Below are 24,866 nucleotides of genomic sequence, written 5' to 3'. Positions count from 1 at the left end.
TGGCATCCTGATCAAGCAGGCCCGCGCCGAACATCACGGTGACGATCAGCGCCAGCTACACCACTCGACGGGACAGCATCTCTGCAAAAGGCGGCTTAATCAGGAACGGCGGATGCGCCATCTGCATTTCGGTTCTCTTGAGAAGGGAAATCAGGCAGTTCTGCCGACCGATGAACATGACGAAATGCTGGCTGACATCCGGGATCGGGACGTTGGTCGGGCCGGTGCATTGGCCCGTGCTCATAGGCGGCAGCTTCGTGAAAACGTCATCACCTGCATGACCCATGACGACCTCAAGGACGCTCCATTTGCCATCCTGGGACCAGCAGCCTGAGGAGCGTCTGCCAAGCCAAAGCTGCCATCGGGGGGATCATCGCAACCTGAACGCTGTCGCCTATTCTGAGTCGCGAAGGGCGCTGACATCGGCCGCCGGAACCTCGATCCCGCCGTCAAGGACCAGCACTGTTCCCGTAGTTCCGCCTTTGGCCTCCCTCACGCGCGCATAGTGCTCGACCGGGCGTGAATCGATCAGTGTCTGGCCATTCATGCTTTCCAGAGTGATCGTGTAGGTCCCGATGGGCAAAGGCGAACCGTCCATGCCGCCGCCTAGCCATTTGTAGGGTGCAGTGCTGACCGGAATTTCTTCGCGAGATACCAGGTTCCCGGCGCTGTCCCGGACTGCCAGCACGGCGCGGGTCGAACCGACGGCCGGATTTGGGGAAAGCGTCACCGGCGAACCGCCATAGTAGATGGGTGCATTCGAGCGGGCTTCCTTGCCGATCCAACTGGCCATCTCGGCCATGCCAAGCTGTTGAAACCTGCTTTGCAGGTCAGCGAGGAGTTGATTGGTGCGCACTTGCTGCTCGACCCCCGAGAAGGTTGCAAGCTGCACGGCGTAATCTGCCGAATCGATCGGGTTCAGCGGATCCTGGTTCTGCATCTGCACCGTCAACATGCGCAGGAACGTGTTGAAGTCCGACGTGATCTTCGGCGGAGCCGTTCCGCTCGGGGCAGTGCTCGCCGCTGTGGTGATTGAAGTGACGTCCATTCCAGCCTCACAATCTGAGATCAAGCGAAGAGCCGACCGGGAGCATGCGGGTGGCCTCGATCTGGCCTGCCTCATCGAACGGGAAGCTGGGCGGGGCAGGAGGAGACCGGCTTCCATGATCCGGATTGCCCTTGCTGCCGTCGTGACCAAAACCGATGTCGGCACCGGAATAGCCTGCGGTGCGAATTGCATCGGCAAGCTCACCGGCATGGCGACGGAACAGCTCCAGCGTCTCGGGTCGTTCGATGCTGATCTGGATCACCATCCGGTCCGGGTTTGCGGAATCCGGCTCCATCCACACCCTGACCCGGCCCAGCTCCTCTGGCGCGAGAGAGAGTTCCGTCATGCTGTTCGAATTTCGAACCAGAACACCCTTCAACTGCGACGCAACCTGCGGAATGGGTGCCGCAAGCAAACCTGGCGGGGCCGAGGAAAGGCCCGTCGCCAGTCGGATTGAAGCCGTCGGCTCAAGAGAGGTCTGGAAGTCGCCCCTTTGGGACGGTGGCGAGGGGTCTTCCACCCATTCGGAAAACACGATGCCGGTCACGACCCTTGCAAAGGCTTCGACGCCCGGCGCTGCAAGCGGCGCTTGGTGAAGGTTCAGGTGTTGTGCCGGAGTCTGTGCGGGGAGCGCGGCATCGGGCATGACTTCCGTCATATCAGCGCCTGACGCCTCAATCAGGATCGGAAGCGACCCGTTGACGTAACCCGGGACGGCCGCTGCCGGAGCCAGCCCGGATGTCGACGCCACCGCTTTGGCCTTTTCTGGCATGACCGGGGAGGAAAAAAACCGCTCCCAGAAGCTGCTGACCGACAGCAGATGCCGAACCTCTGATTCTTGCGACGCAATGGGTGTCGGGACAGAAGACAGCAAGGAAAGGTCGTCAACGGCCAGATCAGGGCCATCAGTCTCGAGGGACGTCTCCAATAGGTCCCGGACAGCCAGAGCCGCGCCGCCGATCGGATCCAGCCCGTGCATGGGGCGCATTTGCGGGTTTGGCCGACCGATGGCCTCTTCCAGCGCAAGATCTGGAACTTTGTTGCCGGAGGGCTGGCGGGTCTCCTGAAGGGGCAGGCTCGGCCGCACTTCCGGTAGACCGAGATCGTCTGCAATCAGGATGTCCTGATCGCTGTCTGTCCGGCTGCTATCCTGAATGCGGGCCAAATCGACACCGCTGAGCGGCATCGCCCCCACGGTATCAGCGCCCTGTGCGTCGACCAAGCGCCGCGCGGCTTCGGTGGCGGCTTGGCCTTCGGCGCCAATCTGTGGGCTGGAAGCCGGCCTTGCGGGTGGGGGTTGAAGCACCGAGGCATCGGAAACGGCTGGCACCCGGCTGCTGCTTGCGCCCGCCACGCCCCCGGGACTTGAGTCAGGACCGACCGTCAACACGGCAAGCGCATTCTTGGCATCCTGATGCAAGTCTCGCTCGATATCCCGAAATGGACTCCCCTCTTCGACCCAGGTCAACGGGGTTGCAATGGGCGTGGCAACCTGTCCAACGCCCTGGTCCAAAGCAGGCACATCCGCCCTACCCTTCGTGCCCGGTGGCAGGACTGTTTCTCCGGTCGCGTCAGCATGAGCGGGACAACCCTCGACTGCATTGATCGCGGCATCTGTCGCGGCCACGAACGCGGGCTTCTGTAAAGGCACCAAGGGCCAGAAAAGCGGACCCACGCCATCCGCCGGAGACACACCATCAGTCTGGCTCTCCGCATCAATCTTGGCTGCGGCATCGACAAAGGCATCGACGAACGAACAATCGCCCGTCCGGCCACTGGATGCCGGACTTTTCGTCTCAACCAGGAGTGACGTTACCGAAAGGGCTGCAAGAGGGTTCTGCATGGCTCCACGACTTCTGCCGCAACACCGCTCTTTTCCTCGATAGAAGTTACCCATTCTTTACCCGCTTGCCGGATGGTTGCCGAAAATCCGATCTATCCGGAGCAATCCATGGACATACCTCCTGTCACGTCGCCGACCTCTGTTCACCAGCAGCAACTGATGAAGAAGTCGGAAGAGCTGGAAGCCACTTTCCTGTCCGAGATGCTGGCGTATTCCGGTCTCTCCGAGATGCAGGGCGCCTTCGGGGGAGGGCAGGGAGAAGCGCAGTTCACCTCTTTTCTCAGGCAAGAGCAGGCCAGGCTGATCGTGCAAGGCGGCGGTCTGGGGCTTGCCGAGCTTATTTTCAAGTCAATGGTAAGGGCTGAGAATGGAAAAGCTTGATGCCCTTCTTGATCAGGCAGCAGAGGCCTTGATCGCCGGGGATTTTGCGGCGTTGACCCGCCTGACGCCTCAGATCGAAGGTCACAATCTTGCGAACATCGATCGCCCGACTGCCGAAACGCTGCGGGCCAAGGCTTTGCGGAACGCAAGATTGCTTGATGCTGCAACCCGTGGCGTCACTGCCGCCCGACTTCGGCTGGCGGAAATCGCCAGTGGTCCAACACTCACAACCTATGACGCCCGCGGGCAAAAGGCCCTGCTCAGCGTCGTTTCGGAATTGCGCTCGCACCGCGTCTGAACTGAATCAAATGCTCGGCAATTGATCGGCGCAAATTAGGGAATGGTTAGGGCCTTTGCTGCCTGATGGGCCCTGCGCCTCATGACGAGGCGGCGCTTCCCGGATCCCCGGCAAGCACGGACAGAACGCCCCTTCCGCCACTTTCTGTGGCTTTCCCGGCCGTGAAACCTGCGGCCCCGTGTGAAGGACTGAATAATGTCGTCGATCCTGACCAATACCAGCGCAATGGTTGCCCTGCAGACGATGAAGGGTATCAACGCCAGCCTGAACAAGACCCAGGCCGACATCTCGACCGGCAAGTCGGTGGCCACGGCCAAGGACAACGCGGCCGTCTGGGCCATCTCGAAGGTGATGGAATCCGATGTCGAAGGCTTCAAGGGTATCTCCGACAGCCTCTCGGTCGGCTCTGCCACCCTGACCGTCGCCCGCAACGCCTCGGAAACCGTGACCAAGCTTCTGACGGAAATGAAGGGCAAGATCGTCGCCGCCCAGGCGGACAACGTCGATCGCGGCAAGATCCAGACCGACATCGTCGCCCTGACGAAGCAGATCGAATCGACCGTTGGCGCGGCACAGTTCAACGGCCTGAACCTGGTCGATGGGTCCGTGACCAGCGGCAGCGTCAACATTCTGGCCTCGCTTGACCGCAGCCAAGCCGGCGTTGTCTCGTCCAACATCACCGTCGAGACCCAGAATCTGTCGACAAGCGCCGGCGCGGCCTTGACCGCGGGTGGCGGCACGCTGACCGGCACGACCAACGTTGGCACGCCGCCGGTCGCCTCGGTCGTCAACGGAACGCCGGCCTCGCTCGGCACCTTCGTCTTCCAGGGCGGCGGCAGCGCGCTAGCCAAGAACGATGCCAGCGCCAACCCGGCGATGTTGACCGCGCTGATCGCGGGCGACCAGATCAGCCTGAAGATCGGCTCGGTCGAAGGCAAGTACACCGTGCAAAAGGGCGACACCGCCGATGCGCTGGTGGCCGGCCTCAAATCCTCGCTGACCGCGAACGGCTTGTCCGATACCGATTTCACGCTGACGCTGGGCGCCGGGTCGCTGCAGGTCGCCAACAACACCAACCAGGCGGCGGCGATCTCGGCATCGGCGACGCGTGGCACCGGCGGGCTTGCGGGTCTGACCACGCTCAACGTCGAGACCGCTCCAGCCACCGCGTTGCAGGAGATCGAGGGTATGCTGCAGACCTCGATCGATGCAGCGGCCAGCTTCGGCTCGGCACAGAAGCGCGTCGAAATCCAGAGCGATTTCGTCGGCAAGCTCACCGACTCGCTCAAGACCGGCATCGGCGCCATGGTCGACACCGACATGGAAGAGGCCTCGGCCCGTCTGCAGGCGCTGCAGGTTCAGCAGCAGCTGGCCACCCAGGCCCTGTCGATCGCGAACCAGCAGCCGCAGGGTCTCCTGTCTCTGTTCCGCTAAGCACTTCGGGCCGCGAGGGTGATCCTCGCGGCCCTTTTCACCCCTTTGCGTCTGAACAGATGGACACCCCATGACCTTCCATTCCGCCATCAGCTATGCCCGGCCCGAGGCGCCGACCCGGTCGCTTCGCTCGGTCGAATACGATCTTCTCGCTCAGGTCACCCAGCGGCTTCGGGTTGCCTGGGCCAACCGGGCGACCGACTTCCCGGCGCTTGCGCGCGCAGTGACCGACAATACCCAGCTCTGGTCGACCCTGGCATCGGATGTTGCGCTGCCCGGCAACGGCCTTCCTGCCGCCCTCAGGGCCCGTCTCTTCTATCTGTATGAATTCTCGGCAAAGCATGGACGCGCGATCCTGGAAGAGAAGGCGAGCGTCGAAGTCCTTGCAGACATCAACATGGCCGTGATGCGTGGTCTGCGCGGCGACGGGGGTGCGAGATGACTGGCCTCGTCCTGAAATTGAGCCCGCATGAACGTGTCCTGATCAACGGCGCGGTCATCGAGAATGGAGATAAGCGGTCGCGGTTGGCGATCATGACGCCGAATGCCAACATCCTCCGTCTTCGTGACGCAATCCATCCAGAGGCGGTGAACACGCCCGTCCGCCGGGTTTGCTACATCGCCCAGCTCGTTCTGACCGGGGACGCGGATCCGGAAGAGGCGAAGCTTCAACTCCTGCGAGGGATCGAACAGCTTTCCCAGGTTCTGACCGATTATGACAGCCGGACTCAACTGACCCTGGCCAGCCGAGCGGTGATGGACAACCAGCACTATCAGGTCCTCAAGGCGCTCCGCAGCCTTCTGCCTCGGGAGGAGCGGCTCTTCGCCGCCGGCCGCGCGTGAGTTTCCAGCCCGTCCTTCCCCTGGCCGGCTACGTCGGCTGGGGTTTTCTGAAAAGGACGATGGCACGCCAGCAGGAAGTGCAGCAGGCGCTTCCCGCACAACAACGCGACGAAGCCTATTTTCGGGACAGGATCGGCAAGGCCGATACGGCTGAAAAACTGGTCAATGACAAACGCCTGCTGCGCATCGCGCTTACGGCCTTTGGGCTTGAGGCCGATTTGAACAGCAAGGCGTTCATTCAGAAGGTTCTGGAAGGCGGAACCTTGAAGGAAGGCAGCCTCGCCAACAAACTGGCTGACAAGCAGTATCAGAAGCTCGCTGCCGCCTTCGGATACGGCGATTTCGCGGTGCCACGCACCAAGATCTCCACCTTTCCCGATGAAATCCTGGCCCAGTTCCGTGCACGAAGTTTCGAAAAAGCCGTTGGGGAACAGAACAACACGTTTCGCCTCTCCATGAATGCCGAGCGCGAGATTGCTGCCCTGGCTGCAAAAGGGTCAAGCGAGCTCGCCAAATGGTACACACTTCTTGGCAGCGCTCCCTTGCGTGAAGTGATGCAGACAGCCCTGGGTTTGCCCAAGAGTTTTGCGTCGATCGACATCGATCAGCAGGTGTCAACGCTCCGGAAACGGACAGAAGCGGTGTTCGGTTCATCCGATCTCAGCCAATTCAAGGATCCGGCCAAGATGGATGCGCTCGTGCGACGGTTCCTTCTGCAATCGGAGATGCAGGGCCAAACGGCGGCCTATTCACCCGCAGCGACGGCCCTTGCCTTGCTTCGGCGGTAATGGTCAGACCCTGCGAGCAGGGTAGCGCCTGCAAGAAGCGCGAGCCCCGCAGGGATAGTGTCCCACGACGTGGTGTAGGAGCGCCGACCCTCGGAGAGGTCAGGGCCTGATCATGCAGCCACGGCGGGCAGCCTGACGGTTGGATTGTCGGTCACACGGCCAAGCGTTTCAAGCGACATGTATCGCCGCGCGACGGCCCATTCGTCGTTTGTCTCTAGCATCAGCGCGCCGACCAGGCGGATGATGGCCTCGTCGTTCGGGAGTGAGGGCATGACTGCCATCGGTCCGAAGGAATGCCCGAACGCCGATGACGTCGGCGCGCCGCTTCACCTCGCGGTTCACCCGCTCCAGCGGGTTCGTGCTGGCGATCTGGGTCCAGTGCTCGCGTGGGAAGGACATGTAGGCCAGCACGTCGTCACGGGAGGCATCCATCAGGGCCCCGAGCTTGGGCTGCTTTTCGCGGAGCGCGTCGGCCACGATCTCCCACTGGGCTTCGGCCTCGGCCTTGGTTTCCTGCGCGAAGATCGTCTTCAGCATCGCCGCCACGGCGGTGCGCTGCTTGGTCGGGGCGTGGGCCAGCGCGTTTCGCATCCAATGAATGCGGCAGCGTTGATGGGTGGCGTTGAACACCCGGCGGGCAGCGGCCCGCAGCCCCTTGTGGTCGTCGGCGATCACCAGTTTCACGCCGCGCAGGCCCCGGTCGGCCAAGGACCGCAGGAAGTCGGTCCAGAAGGGTGAGGGCCATCGCCCGAACGCTTCGGATGGGCCGGTGGCGACGCCGAGAACCTCGCGCTTGCCGTTCGGCATGGTCCTCGAACCGGTGGCGGACCATGCCTCACCGTTGACCGCCACGGCGATTATCACGGCGCGGCTGATGATGCGCCCGCCTTCCCGGACCTTGAGGTATGTCGCATCCAGCCAAAGGCGAGCCATCGAGACGCCATCGGTTCAAGTCCGATGGCGAGCGCCATGCACCCTCGAGCGGCCGCGCCAGGAAAGCGTTCACCCGCTCGTCGATCTCGGCGCAGAGCCGCGAGACCTGGCTCTTTGACATGCCACGTTCGTCGGGGAAACGGTCCCCCGGACCGTTTCCTGATCCTCCTCACCCCATGGCCTTGACCAGATCGTCGACCGAGCGCGTCGAGACACCGTGCGTAGGCTTCCTGGATGACGGCTACCAAGGCCTTCTCCGCCGTGCGGCGCGGCTCCAGGAAGCTGGGGAAATAGCTGCCCTTGCGCAGCTTGGGGATCTCCAGCGCGATCCACCCGGCGCGCGTTCGGGCATTCCCTCGAACCGGTGGCGGGAATGCCCTCACCCCAGTCGCGGTCACGGTATCCGTTGCGCTGAACCTCCCGCGTCGGCGTTCGTGCACCCTTGGCTGCACCCGTCCGGGCCTCGATCTCGGCTTCCATGATCCGTTCGGCCGCAAAGGCCAGCATCTCGCGGACAAAATCGCCGTCAGCGTTCGGGGCGGCGCTCGAACCGGTGGCGCGCTCGCGCCTCAGTCTCAACCAGCTCGATCAGCGCCATTCTCTCTTCGGTCATCGTCGTCTCCGTTTCAGGTTCAAGGTCTCGCAACCCAAACCTTCTCCGAAGATCGGCGATGACCGCCAGCGTCACCCCCGGCCGCGCGCTGCGCTACGCCGAAGGCTCCGCGCGCGGCCTCCTACACCACGTCGTGGGACACTGCCCCCGCAGGCAGTGCGTTGGCAGTCACATGACGAGCCTTCACAGATGGAAAGACCTGCCAAGAGTTCGATGCAAAAGCCTGCATTAACGGTGACCTGATCGGCACCGGTCCCCGCGAACCCCGCTGCGGAGCGCCTTATATCTTCGTCACGACCGAGGCGTTCTTGGCTGCCTTCGGGATGGAGTCCTTGCGCGATCTGCCCGATCGCGAGCAACTTAATGATGCTGGATTGTCAAGCCCGGCGGGAGCCCACGACATCTAGGTCCTGTCTGCATTCATCTGAGCCAGTCGAGGGCGGAGATGTTGGCATCCTCGACCGCTTCGAGATGGCACAGGATCAACGCATCCATGCTGACATTCGCCCGGATCAGCCTGGCGTCGATGTGAACGGTTTCCGCCGAAACCAGTCCGGCCACCTGGCACTGCCGCACGACACGCGTGAAGATCCGGCGAAAGACGTCGTCACCCCAACGCTGACGTATTCGCGTCAGTGAGGAATGATCCGGCAACGCCTCATGCTGGGCGTAGCCGATGAACCAGCGGATCGCGAGATTGACCCGCGCTTGACGCATCAGCCGCCGGTCATGGACAATGCCCAGAAGAAAGCCCGCCAGCATGAGGCGCACCGCGACTTCGGGATCGATGCCAGGACGGCCATTGTCGGCGCAGTAGCGCCCTGCAACCTTGCTCGGCAGCCAGCTCAGATCAAGAACATGATCAACCCTCACCAGAACATGGTCGTCGGGGAAGAGCTCCCGCAGCGACCCGGTGATGAACAATTCCAGCTGACCGCGCTCCTTCCGACCCAGCATGACCGCCCCTCAATCACGGACAAGCAAAGAGAATCAGAGACAGGGGGACTTCTTCAACAGCCCCCACTGGATCGTTTTCCCGATGCAAGTCGACCTTGTGGCGCTCCGCGTAGAGGTCGACATCGAGGGACGGCTTGAGTGCGCGGGAGGGGTTGGTCTGGATATGGGCCTCTGCTTCGAGTTCGCCCTCGATCTTCGCGCGCAGCTCCCCCGAGTCGTAGGTCGAGGCGGCGATGACGTGGTCGACGCCTTTGCGCCCGTCGATCAGGGCTGCGGTCTGCGGGCTGTCGCCGCGATGGCCGTCACCATCCTGACCGTGCTGCTGTCGCTGGTGCTGTTCCTGTGGCGGACCTCGCGGCCGCACATGGCCATCGTCGGCCTGGTGCCGGGGAGCGAACATTTCCGCAATGTCGAGCGGCATAAGGTCGTCAGCGATCCTTCGATCCTGACGATCCGGGTGGACGAAAGCCTGTACTTCGCCAATGCCCGCGCGCTGGAGGATGCGATCTACGACCGCATCGCCGATCAGCACGCGCTGAAGCATGTCGTCCTGATGTGCCCGGCGGTGAACCTGATCGACGCCAGCGCGCTGGAAAGCCTCGAGGCCATCGCCCACCGCCTTTCCTCAGCCGGGGTCGGTTTCCATCTGTCCGAGGTCAAGGGGCCGGTGATGGACGAGCTCAAGCGGTCGGACTTCTTGCAGCATTTCAAGGGGCGGATCTTCCTGTCCCAGTACGAAGCCTTCACGACCCTCGGCGGACCGGCGCGATAGGCGGGGCAGAGGCCTTCAGGTCGTCGCCTTGCGGGAAGATCCATGATCCAGATCAGGGCATTTCTGCGCGGCCCGCCTAGACTGGCGCAAAGGGGATGCATGAATGGATCTGGTTCCGCTTCTGGATCATATGGACGAAGGCCTGGTGGCCGTTCTGATGGGGCTGCTGACCGGGGCCGTGTTCGGCGTGGCGGCGCAGCGGTCGTCCTTCTGCCTGCGGGCCGCGACGGTGGAGTTCGCGCGCGGTGCGCTCGGGTCACGGGTGGCGGTCTGGTTGCTGGCCTTCTCGACAGCGGTGATCTGGGTGCAGGGGGCGGTGCTTCTGGGCCTGTTCCGCAGCGAGGAGGCGCGGATGATGGCGGTGACCGGGTCCTGGTCGGGCGCGGTGATCGGCGGGCTGATGTTCGGTGCGGGCATGGTTCTGGCGCGCGGCTGTTCTGGGCGGCTTCTGGTGCTGGCGGCGACGGGGAACCTGCGAGCCGTCGTCTCGGGGCTGATCTTCGCGGTGGTGGCGCAGATGTCGCTGCACGGCTGGCTCGCCCCGGCGCGGGCCTGGATCGCCGGGCTCTGGGTCACGCCGGGCGGCGCGAACGTGAACCTGCTGCATGCGGCGGGCTTGCCGGAGGCCGCGGGCCTGGTCCTGGGGCTGGCGATCGCGGCGCTGGCCTTTCATCTGGTGCGCCGCAACGGGCTGGGGCTGCGGGCGATGGTTTTTGCCTCGGGCGTGGGCTTTGCGGTGGCCCTGGGTTGGGTGCTGACCTTCAGTCTGGCGCAGGTCGCCTTCGAGCCGGCGAGCGTGACCTCGGCCACCTTCTCGGGCCCCTCGGCCAACATGCTGATGTTCTTCCTGACCGAGAACCCGGCGCTGGATTTCGACATCGGGCTGGTCCCCGGCGTCTTCCTCGGGGCGCTGGTCGCGGCCTGGGCCGGGCGCGAGGTGAAGTTGCAGGGGTTCGAGGGCGAGGGGCAGATGCGGCGGTCGATGACCGGGGCGGCCCTGATGGGGTTCGGGGCGATGCTGGCGGGCGGCTGCGCCATCGGGGCCGGGGTCACGGGAGGGTCGATCTTCGTGGCCACCGCCTGGCTGGCGCTGTTCTGCATGTGGGTCGGCGCCGGGGTCACCGACTGGCTGGTCGATCAGGGCGGACTGGCGCGCCGCGCCGCTGCCTGAACCCGCTGACCACGCGCGGTGAGGTTTCGAGAGTCAATGAAAACAGCGGCTTGCCCGTGGGCGTTTACCTTCGGTTGACCCTGTTCCAACGCCGGAACCGTCGGCCCTACTCGCCTGACGCCTCGCGCGCGATGGTGTCGAGCAGGGCCTGCACCTCTTGCATTGCCCCCTCTGGCATGTGGCGGTAGCCGATGGCGACCTGGCCCGCCTTGTCGGTGACGAAGATGCCATAGGGGCAATGGGCGATGTTCAGGGGATCGGCTTCCATCACCTTGCGCGACAGGACGGCCGAGCAGAACAGGAACACGTCGGCATTGTCGTAGATCGTCACCGCGCTGCCGACATCGGCGCCGGTGCGGTTCAGCATCGCCCCGACATGGCTGCGGTAGTCGATCACCAGACCCTTGTCCACGATGGCGGATTCCACGGCGAAGGTGGCGTCCTCGAAACTGCCGTCGAAGGGATAGGTGGTGACCCCCTGCGAGAGGGCGGAACCGCCGAGGGTGAGCAGGGTGAGGCAGGCGCTGGCCAGTCTGTGCATGGGGTTTCCCTTTCCGTGCGGATGTCAGATGTCCTCGCTGAAGCGATAGCCGATGTCGGCGCGTTCCACCCGGCCGATGCCGCCACCGGGCAGGTGGTAGCCGATGATCGCATGGCCCTCGGTCGCCAGCCGGTCGAGCAGCGCGGTCCGTGTGCCGGCGGCAAGCGCCTTGTCCTGGTCCGAGCCGCTTTCCCATTCCGGCCGTTCGAAGGCGACATGGTGGTTGCCGATGCAGTCGCCCAGCACCATGACAGGGGTCGGCCCGGCGATCTCGTAGGCCAGATGGCCCGGCGTATGGCCGGGGGTCAGCCGGGCGGCGATGCCGGGCAGCGGTTTCTCGCCATCGGCCAGAAGCCGGACGGTTTCGGCGATCGCAGCCAGACGTCGTGCGGCGCCGACGGCAAAGGTCGCCCGCGCCTCGCCGATGCTGGCCACCGTGTCGGGGTTCGTCCAGTAGTCGAATTCCGCCTGACCGATCATGTATTCGGCATTGGGGAACAGGGGCTCGTCGAAGTCATCCAGGAGGCCCCAGAGGTGATCGGGGTGGGCATGGGTGAACAGGACATGGGTGATGTCGTCCACCGTCAGGCCGATGGCGTCGAAGGCCTCCATCAGCTTGCCGGCCGAGGGCTGGAAATCCGGGCCGGCGCCGACGTCGAACAGGACGGTGTTGGTGCCGTCTCGCAGAAGCGTCACGTTGCAGGGCGGGGTCAACTGGTCGGTCGGCAGGCGGTATTTCGCCACGATGGCCTGCATCTCGTCCTGCGGCATCCCGCCGAGAATGAAGTCGCCCGGCAGCACCAGCGAGCCGTCCGATAGCGTGTCGATCCGCGTCCCTCCCAGCGTCAGCGTACTGGCCGCCCAGAGACGGCGGGGTGCAAGGGCCGTGGCGGCGGCGGCGGCGGTGGCGGTCAGAAGCCTGCGGCGGGTCAGCATGGCAAAGGTCCCGGAAAGGCGCGGGCGCGAGGGTGTCGCGCCCGCGGGTTGCAAGGAAGGGGTCAACCGAACATGTCGGCGGTGATCCCGGCATACCAGCCGAGGCTTTCCTCATAGGTCGCCTTGCGCAGCGCGGCGTCCTCGCCGACCTCGGAGATGAAGCTTTCCACGCTGGCGATCTTCTCGGGCGTCGGCTCGTAGGAGGCGCCGACCTTGACGCCGTCGTCCGGGGCGATCAGCGACCAGCAGGTGTTGGAATACTTGGCCGGGAAGCTCTTGGAGCCGGTCAGTTCCCCCCGGATCGCCATGGCGGCGACCTTGGCCTGGCTGTTGGCCGAGAAGCCCGACTTGGGCATGTCGCCCTGGGCCGAGCTGTCGCCCAGCACCCAGACGTTCTCGTCGGCCTTCGACTTCATGCTGTCGGGATGCACCGGCGCCCAGCCCGAGTCATCCGTGACCCCGGCAAGCTCGGCGATCTTGCCGGCCTTCTGGCCGGGGATCACGTTGCAGCAGGCGACCTTGGTCACCTCGCCGTCGATCACCACTTCCATCGCCTCGGGGCGCACCTCGACCTTGCCGCCGCCGAAGTCGGGGCCGATCCATTCCACCATGCCGGCGTAATGGCGGTTCCAGCCGTCCTCGAACAGCGCCTGCTTGGAGAACTTCTCCTTCGGGTCGGCGATGATGATCTTGGCGGTCGGGTTCTTCGTCTTGAGGATATGGGCGACCATGCTGATCCGCTCGTAGGGGCCGGGCGGGCAGCGGTAGGGGTTCGGCGGCGCGATCATGGCGAAGACGCCGCCTTCGGGCATTTCCTCGACCTGCTTCTTCAGTAGCTGGGTCTGCGGGCCGGCCTTGTAGGCATGCGGCATGATCTCGGCCGCGTCCAGCGACCAGCCGGGGACCGAGCCGTCCTTGAAGTCGATCCCGGGCGACAGGATGAGCCGGTCATAGGGCAGGACCTGGCCGCCGGCCAGCGTCACGGTCCTGGCCGCGCGATCGACGCCGGTGGCCATGTCGTTGATGACCGTCACGCCGCCGCCGGCGAGCTTGTCATAGCCGTGCTGGAGCTTCTCGAAGTCGTAGAAGCCGCCGAGGTAGAGGTTCGAGAAGAAGCAGGTGGTGTAGATCGGGTTCGCCTCGACCAGCGTGACCTCGATCGCGCCGTCGCTGTCCTTGGCCAGATAGCGCGCGGCCGTTGCACCCCCCGCGCCGCCGCCGATGACGACGACCTTGGGCTTGGCCTGGCCCCAGACGGTGGGGGCAGTCAGCAGGGCGCTGGCGGCGATGCCGGTGCCCAGGAAATGGCGTCTGTTCAGCTTCATCAGGGTCTCCTCCCCTTGGGTTGCGTCTTCCCGCGCGGTTGGCCCGCGCCTGTCGTCATTTCAGCGTGGCGAAATAGGCGGCCAGCGCCGCGATCTCCTCGTCGTTCAGGCGGCTGGCCATCATCTGCATCACCGGATGCGGGCGCAGCTTCTGCTTGTAGGCATGCATGGCGATCACGAAATCCTCTTCCGGCCAGCCGGTGACGGAAGGGATTCCCTGATCCGAGCCGTCGGCCTGGTGGCAGGTCCGGCATTCCGAGGCGAGGTATTCGCCGTAATCCGGGTCGCCCTTGAGGGCCAGCACCTCGGGTGCGAGATCGGGGTCGGTCTTGCGCGCGGTGGGTTCGGATTCGGGGATGTCCTGCGGCCGGTCGGACCAGTCGCGCAGATAGGCCAGCAGCGCCGCCCGCGCCTCGGGGTCGGGCATGCCGCGGTAGTTCATCCGCGTGCCCGAGACCAGCGCCTTGGGATTGGCGAGATAGGCGTCCAGCGTCTCGAGCGTCCAGGTCAGCCCGTCCGCGCCCATGCGCGCCATCGACCTGGAATAGGTGAAGCCCTCGACGCTGCCCGCCCGGCGGCCGAAGATCTTGTTCAGCTGCGGCCCGACCCGGTTCTTCGCGCCTTCGCCGATCTGATGGCAGGCCTGGCACTGGCGGGCAAAGAGGTCCGCGCCGCGTGCGGCATCGCCGATCTCTTCCGCCGCCCCCGGCGTGGTGCCGAAGGCGAGCAGGAGAACTGCCATGGAAAGCCGTCGCGTCATGGTCCCTTCAGTGTCCCGAGATATGCGATGACGGCATCGCGTTCCTCGGGTTTCTTCAGGCCCGCGAAGGACATCTTGGTGCCCTTCACATAGCCCTTAGGGTTCTCGAGGAAGGCCTGGAGCGCCGCCGCATCCCAGACCCCGCCCTTGGCGCCCATGTCGGCCAGGCTGGCGGAATAGGCGAAGCCCTCGACCCTGGCCATCGGTGCGCCGACGATGCCGTTCAGCACCGGGCCGACGCCGTTTTTCGCGCCTTCGCCGACCTTGTGGCAAGAGGCGCATTTCCGGAACACCTTCTCGCCTTCGGCAATTAGCGCCGCATCGCCAGCATCGCCCGTGGCGACAGGCTCGGCGACCGGTTCGGCCGGGGCCGGGGTGGCCTCGGCCAGTTCGACCGGAGCGGGCTCGGCAGTTGCCTCTGGCGCTGTCGCGGTCTCGGTTGCGGGGGCGGCCTCGGGTGTCGCAGGGTCCGTGGCCGTGCCGGTCGCGGCCAGGGTGATGACCGGCAGCGTCCCGGCGGGTTTGCCGTCCGGGTCCAGCGGCGTCACGTTCAGATCGACCGCGCGCTTGGTCACCTGGGGCGCGGCGGTGCGGCAGTTCTCCATGCAGGGCTCGCCCGAGAACAGCGGATACTCGGTGACCGGCCGGTCATCGACATAGAAGCCCTCGGCATTGGGCATCACGATCGAGGTGAAATTCTCGTTCGACAGCACGAAGTCGTCCTCGACGATCCCGTTGGAATAGAGGAGGAAGGCCGTGATCGCATAGGTCTCGTCCACCGACAGGGTCTGCGCCTCGCCGAAGGGCATCGAGCGGTGGACATAGTCGAAGACGGTGGACAGATAGGGCCAGTAGCTGCCGATGGTCTTGACCGGGCGCGGGTCCGTCAGGCTGCCCGCCCCGCCGGCGAGCACCGGCCAGCTGTCGATGCCCTCGGCAAAGTCGCCGTGACAGGCGGCGCATTTCTCGCCGAAAACCTCGTTCCCGGTTTCCACATCACCCGACCCGACCGGCAGACCGGTGCCATCGGGCAGGACGGCGACGTCCCAGGCCTCGATCTCTTCCGGCAGGGCGGGGCGGCCGAGGCCGAGCGGCGTGATGTCAGCCAGCGAGACGGGCGTTGCCGCGGCTGCCGGTTCGGCCGTCGGGGCTGCGGGCGCGGGTTCGGCCTCGGCGACCGCAGCTGCGGGTTCCGGTGCGGGCGCAGGCGCGGGCGCGGGTTCCGGCGCGGGCGCTGCGGCGGTCTCGGCCGGTTTCACCACAGGCGCGGGTTCGGCAGCCTTCTGCCCGGTCGAGGCGAAGACGAAGGCGGCCACGGTGGCGGCGGTCGCCCAGCCGGTGACGGCAAGGATCGTCGGGAACTCAGGCGATTTCGACATTCTCGACCTCTCCGTCGGCGCGCACCCACCAGACCTGGATGCCGTTGTTGTGATAGACGTTGTTCAGCCCGCGGATCTCGCGCAGGGCCTGTTTCGTGGGCTGGACATAGCCGGTCTCGTCCACGGCGCGGGACATGATGAACATCTCGGACCCGTCCCAGACCATGTCGTGGTGGAAGCGGGTCAGCGCCTTGGACTTCACGTCGCCGGTCAGCCGGGCCGGGGTCCAGGTATTGCCGCCGTCCACCGAGACATCGACGCGGGTGATCTTGCCATGCCCCGACCAGGCAAGCCCGGTGATGACCAGCGGCCCCTTGCCGTGGCGGATCGGAGCCTGCGGGGAGGGCGAGGTGATGACGGATTTCGCATCCATCACCCAGGTCCATTTCCGCGCCCGGCCGTCGGGCATCAGGTCAGTGTATTTCGAGGTCTCCTCGCGGCTTTCCACCGCCTGGTCATAGACCGCGATCCGGCGCAGCCACTTGACCCACATGTTGCCTTCCCAGCCCGGCACCACCAGCCGCACGGGGTAGCCATGTTCCTTGCGCAAGGCCTCGCCATTGGCGAAGAAGGCGACCATCACGTCATCCAGCGCCTTTTCCAGCGGGATCGAGCGGCCGTTGGACGAGGCATCGGCGCCTTCGACATAGATCCACTTGCCTTCGGGCTTGACGCCTGCCTCGGCCTGAAGGTCGCGCAGCATCACGCCGGTGTATTCCATGTTGTGGATCATGCCTTGCGTGAACTGGCAGCCTTCCAGCTGCGCCCCGCCCCATTCCATCCCGCCGTTCGCCGCACATTCGCAGAAGGCGGTGGTGATCTGGCGCGGGAAGCGCAGCAGGTCGTCGAAGGTGAAGACCAGGGGCCTTTCCACCAGCCCGTTGATCATCAGCCGGTAGTCCTGTTTCGACAGGCTGATCGCGCCGGAGTGGTGCCGTTCGAAGGCGCAGCCCTGGGGCGTGATCGTGCCTTCCAGCGCGTGGATCGGCGTGAAGTTGATCGAGGAGGCAGTGCTTTCGGTCAGCCATTCGACATTGCGGCGCACGACATGGGATTCGAATTCGATCGGCATGCCGTAGGGCGTGGCATCGACCGGGTCGCCGAACACGCTGGCCCATTCCTGCACTTCGGTAATCAGCGGATCGGGGGTTTGCGCCCCGGCGGCGCTGGCCGCAAGGCCAGCCCCGGCGGCGGCAGTGCCGGCCAGGAAGGCGCGGCGGCTGGTGACGGGTTCGTCGGTCATCTGGCGAACGTTCCTTCTGGTCAGATCCCGGTCACGCGGACCGAGGGGTTGGGGTCGAGCCGGACGGTGCCGAGCTTGCGGACATGGGCTTCCACCAGGTCCCAGATCTGGGGGCCTTCGGTGCCTTCGTTCACGCTGGCCCAGCCGCCGACGGTGTAGGACTTCGCGGGGTCGATCGGCTCGCCGGTCTCCAGCAGCACCATGTCGCTGATCCGGTTTCCGATGGTCCGGGACACGTCGCAGGCAAAGCCCATGCCGCCGACGCGCACCATGTCGCCGCCCTGCTGGTAATAGGGATCGGGGTTGAAGATGTTGTCGGCCACGTCCTCGAGGATCGTCTTCAGCATCTCGCCGGTCATCTCGGTCCGATAGACCTGGCCGTAGGTCATGGTGGTGACGTTGTGGATGTCCTCACGCGTGATCGGGTCACCAGGCAGAAGCGAGGCGCCCCAGCGCACGCCGGGCGACAGCGCGATCTGCACGTCGCGTTCCACCCGGACGGCATCGCAGATCAGGTCGTCCCAGGTGCCCTGGAAATTGCCGCGCCGGTAGAGCAGGCTTTCGGTCTGGCCGACGACCTCCTCGAGCTCGGCCTTGAAGGGTGCGCGTTCGGTCTCGATCAGGGTGGCCATGTCCGGGTCGGGGGTGATGACGTCCGAGAAGATGGGGATCAGCTTGTGGCGGAAGCCCATCATCCTGCCGTCCCGCACGTCCAGATCGACGCGGGAGACGAACTTGCCGTGGCTGCCGGAGGCGATGAGGATGGTCTGCCCCACGAGCACCGGCTCGGGGATCGCGTCATGGGTGTGGCCGGTCAGGATCACGTCGATGCCGGTGACGCGGCTGGCCATCTTTCTGTCCACGTCAAAGCCGTTGTGCGACAGGCAGACGACCAGATCGACGCCCTCGGCACGGGCCTCGTCCACCACCTGCTGCATCCGTTCCTCGCGGATGCCGAAGGAGTATTCCGGGAACATCCAGCGCGGGTTGGCGATGGGCATGTAGGGGAAGGCCTGGCCGATCACCGCGACGCGCAGGCCGGCGCGGTCGAAGATGCGGTAGGGCTCGAAGGCGGGTTCGTCCCATTCGGCATCGAAGATGTTGGCACCGAGGAAAGGGAAGGGCAGTCTTTCCACGATCTCCTGCACGCGGGCGGTGCCGAAAGTCCATTCCCAGTGGCTGGTCATCGCATCGACGCCAAGGGCGTTCATCACGTTGACCATATCCTGCCCCCTGGTCAGGAAGCTGGTCATCGAGCCGTGCCAGGTGTCGCCGCCGTCCAGGAGCAGGCTTTCGGGCCGCGCGGCACGGATCGCCTTGACCACGGTGGCCACGCGGTCCATCCCGCCCATCCGGCCGTAGGTCCGTCCAAGCGCAGCGAAATCCTCGTAGGTCAGGGCATAGCCTTCGGGGCTGCCGGGGGCGATGCCGAACATCTGCTGGAAGGCCTTGCCCACGACATGCGGCGGCCGGCCCTTCGCCTCGCCCACTCCGAGGTTCCATTCCGGCTCCCGGAACCAGATCGGCCGAAGCTGGGCGTGGACGTCGGTGACGTGGATCAGGGTCAGGTTGCCGAAGTCTTCGAACTGTAGCAACTGGTCCTGGCTCAGCGCCTGCTGCGCGGCCAGGCGCGACCAGTTGCCAAAGCCGGACGCCCCGTAGATCGCCGAGGCGGCGAGAGAGGCTTGCAGAAATTCGCGCCGGGTGGTCATCCCGTTCTCCTTGGTTGCAGGTCATGCCGGTCCGGTTCGCGCAGGCGCGTCTGACCGGACGGTCATGCAGTGTGGGTCGGCGGGCGGCCGCTTGGGAGGATCGGCGACCGCCCCCGCAGGTCTAGTGGCGTACGGCGACGCCTTCGACCGACAGCCCGTTGCCGCGCGAGGCGACGTAAAGTTCCAGCGCCGTGAACTCGTCCGAGCCGGCCTTGAAGGTCTCGGCCCTGGTGTCGCGGACGCAGCCGACAAACCGCTGTTGGGCCGACAGGATGCCCGCATCCTTCAGACGATAGGTCGGGAAGCCGTTGATCTGGCCCTGGGACAGATGGTCAGCGCGGATGAACTTGCCCTGGTTGTCCTCGTGGCAGGAGGCGCAGGACATCTCGAGCTGACCGAAACGGGTGTAATAGATCTCCTTGCCCTTTTCCCAGAAGGGTGCGGCCGCGCCGTCGATGGCGACATTCACCGGCATCCCGCGCGACTGCATCGAGATCAGGGCCAGCATGTCCTTCATCTCGTTGCCGGTCCAGTTCCAGGCTTCCAGCCCCATGCGTTCGGTCACGCATTCGTTGACGTAGCTTTCGACCGTCATCAGCTTGCCCGTCTTCTCATCGACGCGCGGGGTGACGGCGCGCAGGCCCGCCATGCTTTCCGGCCCCTGATGGCAACCGGCGCAGCTTTCGCCGCCCTTGCCGATGGCGGCATTCCACATGTCCAGACCGCGATCGACATAGACCATGCCGGGATTGTCGAAATCGTCGCGTTCCAGGGCCCGCGTCTCGTCCTCGCGGTAGTGCCAGCCGGAATAGACCCAGTCCATCACATCCTTGAGATGCTCGGGCGCAGGGGCCTTGGTCACGATCTCGATGGTCGAGCCGTCGCCGGCCTCGATCACCAGCGTATCCTCGACCGGATCGGCGAAGGCCGCCCCGGCAAGGGCGAGGCCGAGGGCGGCAACTGTCGTGGCTGTGCGGTGCATGGCTGTCTCCTCCCCTGAGCCAGACCGTCAGCCGATCGCGATCGGCTTGACGTCCTCGTAGATCGAGCCGTCATCGTCGTACCAGGTGAACTTGAATTCGCCGGCCGCGTCGACCTTGGCGTCGAATTCGAAATAGGGGTTGGTGGACACGGCCGGGTCGATGGCCACGTCGATCACGTTGACCCCGTTCAGATCGCAGGTGAAGCGGTTGATGATCCGGCGCGGGATCAGGTTGCCGTCAGCACCCTTGCGCTGGCCCGATTCCATCGGGTGCGAGATCAGCGCCTTGATGGTGACGACCTCACCGGCGGCCGCGGATTTGGGCGTCTTGACGCGGGGTTTGACTTCTTCGACCATTGTGTTTCTCCTGCTTTCTCAGCCGCCGCAGCCGCCGATGGTGACCTTGACGGTAGCCTGGGCCTGAACGATCGAGCCATCGGCCATCCTGGCCATGGCGATCACGTCCTGGGTCTTGGCCAGACGGATGCGGGTGGCGGCGAACTGGCGCCCCGCGGCGGGGCCGAAGGTGAAGGTAGCCACCGCCGGTTCGGGGTTGCCCGAAGCGAAGAGGGCGATCGCCACAGCTCCGGGTGCGTCAACCGAGACCGGCACGGTATTGCCGTTCTCGGCGATTTCCGGGGTCGTCAGCGTGATGCCGTCGGTGCCCGGGGTTGCCCCGCCAGCGAAGGCGGCGGTCAGCTCTTCCAGTGTGGCGGCGGCCGAAAGTCCGGGCATCGCGGCGAATGCGATGCCGCCAAGGCCAAGCGATAGGGCTTTGCGTCTGCTGAGGGTCACGGGAAATCTCCTGTCGTTTTGGGCCCTTGCGGCCGTCATTCCTTGAGGGTGAGAAGGTAGGCGACCACATCCTCGATCTGCTGGGCGGTCAGGATCGGCGGCAAGTCGCCTTCGGGTGCCTTGCCGGTGTAGCCCGCACCCGGACGGATGAAGCCTTCTGTCTTGTAGAAGGCGGGCATGAAGCTGCCGTCGAAAGTCATCTTGGCGTTGGCGACGATCCCGCGCAGTTCCGGCTCGCTCCAGCGGCTGGCCACACCGTCCAGCGGCGGAGCGATATTGCCGGGAAACTGCACGTCGGGCAGGGCCGCGATCGTGTGGCAGGCCACGCAGTTGCCCAGGGCGTTGGTGGTCATCACCTTGATGCCGTTCGCCGGATCGCCCGGCACGCCGGTGAGAGAGGTTTCCACCTTTCCCTCGTTGTAGTGCACGTCTTTCGGGGCAACCTCACCCGATGCCGGGGCCGCGACAGACAGACCCGTCGCAACCACCAGCCACAGCTGGCGCTTCATGGTGTTCCTCCCAGTATTCCTCCGTATGCAGTATGCGAAGGAATCCGGAGTCGGGCAAGAAAAATATAGCAGGAACCCTATATTCCTATGTCCCTAGGATTCTGGCTGACGGTCAGTTGCCCTGGCTCATGCGTTCGGCGACGAATTTCTGGAAGTTCTCGCCGGTGTCATAGCCGTGGTCGCGGACCCAGATCAGCAGCGCCTCGGTCATTTCCTTGCCGAAGCCGCCCGGCATCATCGCCACGGCAACGTCCGGCGTGGTGGCGCCCTCGGGCACCTCTTCGGGCAGGAAGATCAGCGTGGGCGTGAACATCACCCCCCAGCGCAGCGCCATCTGCTTTTCCGACAGCGTGGTGCCGTCGAAGTCGGTCACTTCGACATCGCCGAAGAGGTTCATCTGCACGACGAAATAGTGGTCGCGGATCAGCGTCTCGATCGCGGGATCGGTCAGGATCTTCTCGTGCATTTCGGTGCAGTAGATGCAGCCGCGCTGTTCGAAGATCAGCATCAGGCGCTTGCCCTCGGCATTGGCCTCGGCCAGGTCGTCGCGCAGATCCTTGAAGGTCTCGCGCAGCCAGGCGGGCTTGTGCAGCCCGTCGTCGCCCAGTTCGACGGCGAAGGCAGGCGTGGACAGTGCAAGGGCGAAGGCGAGGGTCAGGCGGCGCAGCATGGCGGCTCCTTTCAGGTCAGGGTCAGAGACCAGTCGAAATTGCGGATCATCCAGTCGGCGATCAGGTTGACGGTGTTGGTGGCGATGAGGAGGCCGAAGACAATCAGCATCACGCCCATCGCCTTTTCGACATGTCCCATCAGCGCGCGGTGGCGGGAGACCCAGGCGAGGAAGGGCCCGGCGAAGAACGCGGCAAGGACGAAGGGCAGGGTCATCGCCAGCCCGTAGACCAGAAGCAGCATTCCGCCCCGCCACAGGTCTCCCATGCCGCTGGCGACCATGAGGATCGCGGCCAGCGCCGGGCCGACGCAGGGCGTCCAGCCGAAACCGAAGGCCAACCCCATCAGATAGGCCCCGGCCAGGGTGCGGGGGTTGCCGGCGCTTTCGACGCGGGCCTCGCGGTAGAGAAGACCGATGCGGAAGATCCCGAGGAAATGCAGCCCGAAGACGATCAGTACCGCTGCGGCGACATAGGACAGGGGCTCGCGCCACTGGGCGAAGCTTCGACCGAGCGCCGTGGCGCCGAGGCCTAGCAGCACGAAGATCGTGGTCACGCCGATGGCGAAGGCCAGCGCCTGCACCACCAGCCGCCCGCGCGCGCCGGGGGCGATGGTGCCGCCTTCGCGCAGTTCGCGCACCGAAAGACCCGCCATGTAGGACAAGTAGAACGGCACCATCGGCAGGATGCAGGGCGACAGGAAGGACAGAAGCCCCGCCAGAGCTGCACCGCCGAAGGAAATGTCCAGCATCGCCCCTCCTCCCCAGGGAAGCGTTGCCTTGCCGGAGCGGCAAAGGTATATAGCGATAGTTCTATCTTTCTATGGGGCTGTCAACGTGGCGTATCCGGCCCTTCTGGCTTCGGCGTTTCTTGCGGTGTCCGGGGTCGCGGCTGCGGCGGGCGACTTACAGCTTCTGATGTTCGAACAGCCCGGCTGCATCTATTGCGCGCGCTGGAACGAAGAGATCGCCCCGCAGTATCCCCTGACCGACGAAGGCAGGGCGGCGCCGCTGCGTCGGCTGCAACTACGCGATCCTCTGCCGGGGGACCTGTCGCTGATCTCTTCTCCGGTCTTCACGCCGACCTTCGTGCTGGTCGAGGACGGGGCGGAAACCGGCCGGATCGAAGGCTATCCGGGGGCGGATTTCTTCTGGCCGCTGCTGGCCGGGCTGATTGCCGAAACCGCGGCGGACTGAGGCGCCAAGGCCGCCTGCGCCATGGAATCGCGGTTCCATGCGTCAGGCGGGTTGCCCTTTGCACCGGCGGCACGCAATAACGGTGCGGGGGGAAGGCGGAGCGGCGCTTTGGCGGATGGCGATCTTCATGCGACGGACGGAGAGGACAGCCCCGCCGAGGGCTGCGATCTGTCGGGGCTGATTGCGCGGGCCGAACAGGCGGCGACGCTGCTGAAGGCCATGGGGCATGACGGGCGGCTCACGATTCTGTGTCACCTGCGGACCGGACCGAAGAGCGTGACCGAGCTTGAAAACCTGCTGTCGGCGCGGCAGGCTATCGTCAGTCAGCAACTGGCCCGGCTACGGCTGGAGGGTCTGGTCAGCGCGCGGCGCGAGGGGCAGGCGATCTACTATTCGCTGCTGGATCCGAAGGTCACCGCGATGATCGAGGTCCTGGCGCAGCTTTACCGGACAGAGCACGGCTGAACGGCCGGAGGGGGGGAGAGATGCTGGAATCGGTCCCGGTTGGAGTGCTGGCGGCGCTCATCGGTCTGGCGGGCGGTCTGGTGCTGGGGCTTGCCGCGCGGCTGGGCGATTTCTGCACGCTGGGCGCGCTGGAATCGGCGGTCTATGGCCGCGATCAGACCCGGATGCGGCTTTGGGGCGTGGTGTTGGGCACCGCGATCCTGGCGACCCAGTTCGGCGCCATGGGCGGGCTGATCGACCTGGGTGCCACATTCTACCATGCGATCGAGTGGAATGCCTTCGCCTCGATCTTTGGCGGGCTGGTCTTCGGCTACGGCATGGCGCTGGCGGGAAACTGCGGCTTCGGAGCCCTGGGGCGCTTTGGCGGCGGGGATCTGCGGTCGCTGGTTGTCGTGGTCGTGATGGGCATCTTCGGTTTGATCGCGCTGTCGGGGCCCCTGGCGCCGCTGCGGGTGACGCTTTTTCCGCAGCCCGATGCGACCGGGCCGCAGGGCATGCTGCATGACCTCGGGCGACTGGGTCTGCCGCCCGCCGTCGTCATCGTCGCCATCGCGGCGAGCTTCCTGGTCTGGGGTTTGGCGCATCCTGGTCTGCGCGCCCGCCCGCGCCAGATCGCCTGGGGCGTGGCGGCGGGGCTGGCGGTGGCTTGGTGTTTCCTCGGCACCAGCTGGCTGGCTGCCGAAAGCCTGGGCGAGATCGGGGTCGAGGGCCCATCCTTCACCGCGCCGGTCGGGCGGACGCTGATCTTCCTGATGACCTCGACGGCGGGGGGGATCACCTTCTCGGTCGGCTCGGTCGTGGGGGTGATGGCGGGCTCGCTGATCGGGTCAATGCTGCGCGGCCTGTTCCGCTGGGAGGCCTGCGAGGACCCGCGTGAACTGGGCCGACAGGTTGGCGGCGCGGCGCTGATGGGGATCGGCGGAGTGGTGGCGATGGGTTGTTCGGTCGGCCAGGGGGTCACGGGTTTCGCGACACTGGCCTGGTCGGGGCCGGTGACGCTGGCCGCGATCGCGACGGGGGCCGTGGTGGGCCTGAACCAGCTGATCGCCGGATATCAACCGGAATGACGCCCTTCGGGCGGTTGGGCCTTGCTCGCTTTGCAGATGTCCCGGCCTAGAAGGATGAGCATTCGCCGACGGGCCGGGTAGGCAGGTCGTGCAGCCGTCCGATCCATTGACCAGTCGAACGGCGCCAGAGCGCGGGGCAGGTGGCTTTGATCTGCTTCAAGTCTAGGGTCAGGACCCATTCATCGGCTGGAGGCTGCACCGTCTGCG

The 24,866-nt window shown here is 65.3% G+C and carries 27 protein-coding genes and 3 pseudogenes; 13 read left to right on the top strand and 17 right to left on the bottom strand.

Going from position 1 to position 24,866, the window contains the following annotated elements; all coding sequences use genetic code 11:
- Positions 1-334: GntR family transcriptional regulator (locus D5084_RS18435; RefSeq protein WP_202910038.1), on the top strand; the 334-nt coding region annotated here is incomplete at its 5' end.
- Positions 335-394: 60 nt separating this feature from the next.
- On the opposite strand, the gene D5084_RS07655 is transcribed toward D5084_RS18435, so the two are convergent.
- Both D5084_RS07655 and fliK read right to left on the bottom strand, forming a co-directional pair.
- Positions 395-1,048 (bottom strand): flagellar hook capping FlgD N-terminal domain-containing protein, encoded by a 654-nt coding sequence (locus D5084_RS07655; RefSeq protein ID WP_128514906.1) that lies wholly within the window; start codon positions 1,046-1,048, stop codon positions 395-397.
- Between the two features lie 7 nt (positions 1,049-1,055).
- The gene (gene fliK, locus D5084_RS07650) at positions 1,056-2,891 is read right to left on the bottom strand and encodes a flagellar hook-length control protein FliK (RefSeq protein WP_238382561.1); all 1,836 of its coding nucleotides are present in this window, start codon (positions 2,889-2,891) and stop codon (positions 1,056-1,058) included.
- A 72-nt stretch (positions 2,892-2,963) separates the two neighbouring features.
- On the opposite strand from fliK, the gene D5084_RS07645 reads away from it, so the two are divergent.
- The 6 genes from D5084_RS07645 to D5084_RS07620 all read left to right on the top strand — a co-directional run bounded on the left by D5084_RS07645 (position 2,964) and on the right by D5084_RS07620 (position 6,635).
- A complete protein-coding gene (locus D5084_RS07645) occupies positions 2,964-3,272 on the top strand; it encodes a rod-binding protein (protein ID WP_238382560.1) in 309 nt (102 codons plus the stop codon).
- A complete protein-coding gene (locus tag D5084_RS07640; RefSeq protein ID WP_128514904.1) occupies positions 3,259-3,570 on the top strand; it encodes a hypothetical protein in 312 nt (103 codons plus the stop codon). The genes D5084_RS07645 and D5084_RS07640 overlap by 14 nt, the downstream gene beginning before the upstream one ends.
- Before the next feature lie 195 nt (positions 3,571-3,765).
- Positions 3,766-5,004, top strand: coding sequence for a flagellin N-terminal helical domain-containing protein (locus D5084_RS07635; protein ID WP_128514903.1), 1,239 nt, complete (start codon positions 3,766-3,768; stop codon positions 5,002-5,004).
- 70 nt (positions 5,005-5,074) lie between these two features.
- Complete coding sequence (gene flaF, locus D5084_RS07630) at positions 5,075-5,446, top strand: flagellar biosynthesis regulator FlaF (RefSeq protein ID WP_128514902.1); 372 nt, start codon at positions 5,075-5,077, stop codon at positions 5,444-5,446.
- A complete protein-coding gene (gene flbT, locus D5084_RS07625; protein ID WP_128514901.1) occupies positions 5,443-5,847 on the top strand; it encodes a flagellar biosynthesis repressor FlbT in 405 nt (134 codons plus the stop codon). The genes flaF and flbT overlap by 4 nt, the downstream gene beginning before the upstream one ends.
- Before the next feature lie 59 nt (positions 5,848-5,906).
- Complete coding sequence (locus tag D5084_RS07620) at positions 5,907-6,635, top strand: DUF1217 domain-containing protein (RefSeq protein ID WP_238382559.1); 729 nt, start codon at positions 5,907-5,909, stop codon at positions 6,633-6,635.
- Between the two features lie 110 nt (positions 6,636-6,745).
- On the opposite strand, the pseudogene D5084_RS07615 reads toward D5084_RS07620, so the two are convergent.
- A pseudogene (locus D5084_RS07615) lies at positions 6,746-8,181 on the bottom strand (IS256 family transposase).
- Positions 8,182-8,417: 236 nt separating this feature from the next.
- Between D5084_RS07615 and D5084_RS18665 the strand changes: the two are divergent.
- Positions 8,418-8,588 (top strand): annotated as a pseudogene (locus tag D5084_RS18665) (SMC-Scp complex subunit ScpB); the annotation flags it as partial.
- A gap of 31 nt (positions 8,589-8,619) precedes the next feature.
- Here the strand turns inward: D5084_RS18665 and D5084_RS07605 are convergent.
- Positions 8,620-9,138, bottom strand: a pseudogene (locus D5084_RS07605) (transposase); the annotation flags it as partial.
- 82 nt (positions 9,139-9,220) lie between these two features.
- Here D5084_RS07605 and D5084_RS18660 point away from each other — a divergent pair.
- Positions 9,221-9,910 (top strand): STAS domain-containing protein, encoded by a 690-nt coding sequence (locus D5084_RS18660; protein WP_435532663.1) that lies wholly within the window; start codon positions 9,221-9,223, stop codon positions 9,908-9,910.
- A 103-nt stretch (positions 9,911-10,013) separates the two neighbouring features.
- Positions 10,014-11,081: a YeeE/YedE family protein gene (locus D5084_RS07595; RefSeq protein ID WP_128514898.1), complete on the top strand. Its 1,068-nt coding sequence runs from the start codon at positions 10,014-10,016 to the stop codon at positions 11,079-11,081.
- Between the two features lie 106 nt (positions 11,082-11,187).
- Here D5084_RS07595 and D5084_RS07590 read toward each other — a convergent pair whose 3' ends face one another.
- From D5084_RS07590 to D5084_RS07530, 13 genes are all read right to left on the bottom strand, one after another.
- Positions 11,188-11,622 carry a DUF302 domain-containing protein gene (locus D5084_RS07590; RefSeq protein WP_128514897.1) on the bottom strand — a complete coding sequence of 145 codons (435 nt, stop codon included), beginning with the start codon at positions 11,620-11,622 and terminating at the stop codon, positions 11,188-11,190.
- A 24-nt stretch (positions 11,623-11,646) separates the two neighbouring features.
- Entirely contained in the window at positions 11,647-12,558 is a 912-nt protein-coding gene (locus D5084_RS07585; RefSeq protein ID WP_128514896.1) for an MBL fold metallo-hydrolase, read from the bottom strand.
- 62 nt (positions 12,559-12,620) lie between these two features.
- A complete protein-coding gene (locus tag D5084_RS07580) occupies positions 12,621-13,883 on the bottom strand; it encodes an NAD(P)/FAD-dependent oxidoreductase (protein ID WP_128514895.1) in 1,263 nt (420 codons plus the stop codon).
- Between the two features lie 55 nt (positions 13,884-13,938).
- On the bottom strand, positions 13,939-14,625 hold the full coding sequence (locus D5084_RS07575; RefSeq protein WP_238382558.1) for a c-type cytochrome: 687 nt from the start codon (positions 14,623-14,625) through the stop codon (positions 13,939-13,941).
- Between the two features lie 14 nt (positions 14,626-14,639).
- A complete protein-coding gene (locus D5084_RS07570) occupies positions 14,640-16,022 on the bottom strand; it encodes a c-type cytochrome (protein ID WP_128514893.1) in 1,383 nt (460 codons plus the stop codon).
- Positions 16,006-17,265 carry a sulfite dehydrogenase gene (soxC, locus tag D5084_RS07565; RefSeq protein ID WP_128514892.1) on the bottom strand — a complete coding sequence of 420 codons (1,260 nt, stop codon included), beginning with the start codon at positions 17,263-17,265 and terminating at the stop codon, positions 16,006-16,008. The genes D5084_RS07570 and soxC overlap by 17 nt, the downstream gene beginning before the upstream one ends.
- Before the next feature lie 20 nt (positions 17,266-17,285).
- Entirely contained in the window at positions 17,286-18,977 is a 1,692-nt protein-coding gene (gene soxB, locus D5084_RS07560; protein WP_128514891.1) for a thiosulfohydrolase SoxB, read from the bottom strand.
- 121 nt (positions 18,978-19,098) lie between these two features.
- Positions 19,099-19,959, bottom strand: a complete 861-nt coding sequence (soxA, locus tag D5084_RS07555; protein ID WP_128514890.1) for a sulfur oxidation c-type cytochrome SoxA — start codon at positions 19,957-19,959, stop codon at positions 19,099-19,101.
- 27 nt (positions 19,960-19,986) lie between these two features.
- On the bottom strand, positions 19,987-20,316 hold the full coding sequence (gene soxZ / locus D5084_RS07550; RefSeq protein ID WP_128514889.1) for a thiosulfate oxidation carrier complex protein SoxZ: 330 nt from the start codon (positions 20,314-20,316) through the stop codon (positions 19,987-19,989).
- Between the two features lie 18 nt (positions 20,317-20,334).
- Positions 20,335-20,754 carry a thiosulfate oxidation carrier protein SoxY gene (gene soxY, locus D5084_RS07545; protein WP_238382557.1) on the bottom strand — a complete coding sequence of 140 codons (420 nt, stop codon included), beginning with the start codon at positions 20,752-20,754 and terminating at the stop codon, positions 20,335-20,337.
- A 35-nt stretch (positions 20,755-20,789) separates the two neighbouring features.
- The gene (gene soxX / locus D5084_RS07540; protein WP_128514887.1) at positions 20,790-21,263 is read right to left on the bottom strand and encodes a sulfur oxidation c-type cytochrome SoxX; all 474 of its coding nucleotides are present in this window, start codon (positions 21,261-21,263) and stop codon (positions 20,790-20,792) included.
- Positions 21,264-21,375: 112 nt separating this feature from the next.
- On the bottom strand, positions 21,376-21,933 hold the full coding sequence (locus D5084_RS07535; protein WP_202910037.1) for a SoxW family protein: 558 nt from the start codon (positions 21,931-21,933) through the stop codon (positions 21,376-21,378).
- Between the two features lie 11 nt (positions 21,934-21,944).
- Entirely contained in the window at positions 21,945-22,682 is a 738-nt protein-coding gene (locus D5084_RS07530; RefSeq protein ID WP_128514886.1) for a cytochrome c biogenesis CcdA family protein, read from the bottom strand.
- Between the two features lie 85 nt (positions 22,683-22,767).
- Here D5084_RS07530 and D5084_RS07525 point away from each other — a divergent pair, with 85 nt between their 5' ends.
- From D5084_RS07525 to D5084_RS07515, 3 genes are all read left to right on the top strand, one after another.
- The gene (locus D5084_RS07525; RefSeq protein ID WP_128514885.1) at positions 22,768-23,127 is read left to right on the top strand and encodes a thioredoxin domain-containing protein; all 360 of its coding nucleotides are present in this window, start codon (positions 22,768-22,770) and stop codon (positions 23,125-23,127) included.
- A 108-nt stretch (positions 23,128-23,235) separates the two neighbouring features.
- Positions 23,236-23,592, top strand: a complete 357-nt coding sequence (locus D5084_RS07520) for an ArsR/SmtB family transcription factor (protein WP_435532662.1) — start codon at positions 23,236-23,238, stop codon at positions 23,590-23,592.
- A 20-nt stretch (positions 23,593-23,612) separates the two neighbouring features.
- Entirely contained in the window at positions 23,613-24,659 is a 1,047-nt protein-coding gene (locus D5084_RS07515) for a YeeE/YedE family protein (RefSeq protein WP_202910036.1), read from the top strand.
- The last annotated feature ends 207 nt before the right edge of the window (positions 24,660-24,866 follow it).

Origin of the sequence: Tabrizicola thermarum (assembly GCF_003574395.1) — a bacterium.
In the GTDB taxonomy this organism is placed as follows: domain Bacteria; phylum Pseudomonadota; class Alphaproteobacteria; order Rhodobacterales; family Rhodobacteraceae; genus Tabrizicola; species Tabrizicola thermarum.
The sequence above is the reverse complement of the archived record's forward strand: the minus strand, read 5'-3'. Positions and strand labels throughout refer to the sequence as shown.